This window comes from Mesorhizobium sp. M0751 (genome assembly GCF_040320265.1).
Taxonomy (GTDB): Bacteria; Pseudomonadota; Alphaproteobacteria; order Rhizobiales; family Rhizobiaceae; genus Mesorhizobium.
Genome location: NZ_JAMYPH010000084.1, coordinates 1 through 769, shown reverse-complemented (window position 1 = coordinate 769; position 769 = coordinate 1). Strand labels below are relative to the sequence as shown.

1 protein-coding gene is annotated in these 769 nt (G+C 62.0%); it reads left to right on the top strand.

What is annotated here, in order from left to right:
• Positions 1 to 62: 62 nt before the first annotated feature.
• Positions 63 to 769, top strand: a 707-nt coding sequence (locus NKI19_RS32760) for a transposase (RefSeq protein ID WP_352951297.1), incomplete at its 3' end; no start/stop codon positions are given.

Here is a 769-nt window from a genome sequence, read left to right as displayed (position 1 = left end):
AAAGGGCTCGCGACAGTCTCAGGTTCGTGATTCACTCTGACCACGAAGAGGTGGAGTGAATCGTGCGGGGTGGTGACGGACAGACGGGCGAACTGTTCAGCTACGTGGACCTCGAGGCTCGGGTGCGGCGCGATCATCCATTGCGCCGCATTCGGGCGATTGTGAACGAGGCGCTGGCAGCGTTGGAGCGGGAGTTTGCGGCGTTGTACTCGCCGATTGGGCGGCCGTCGATCCCGCCGGAGAAGCTGCTGCGGGCGATGCTTTTGCAGGCGTTCTATTCGATCCGCTCGGAGCGGCTGTTGATGGAGCGGCTGGAATACGACCTTCTGTTCCGCTGGTTCGTCGGGATTGGCGTCGACGATGCGGCCTGGGATCATTCGGTGTTCTCCAAGAACCGTGACCGGCTGCTGGAGGGCGACATCGCTGCAAAGTTCCTGGCGGCGGTGCTGGCGCAACCCAAGGTGAAGAAGCTTCTGTCGACGGATCACTTCTCGGTCGACGGCACGCTGATCGAGGCCTGGGCGTCGATGAAGAGCACGATCACCATTGGGGCCGACAACCACGGTGAGATCGCCTTTGGCGCCCTGCAAGCCGGCCTCGATCTCGGGTACGGGCCCTCAATGGTCTTCTTCACATGGGCCGGCTTCGATGAGATGGACGAAGTCACCGGCGACGGCTCCGCAGAACTGCTCGACGACGGCTCGATCGACATCACCTTCGCCTATCGCAACGGCGACGAGGCTATCCTCAAGGCCAAACGTGATCCTTC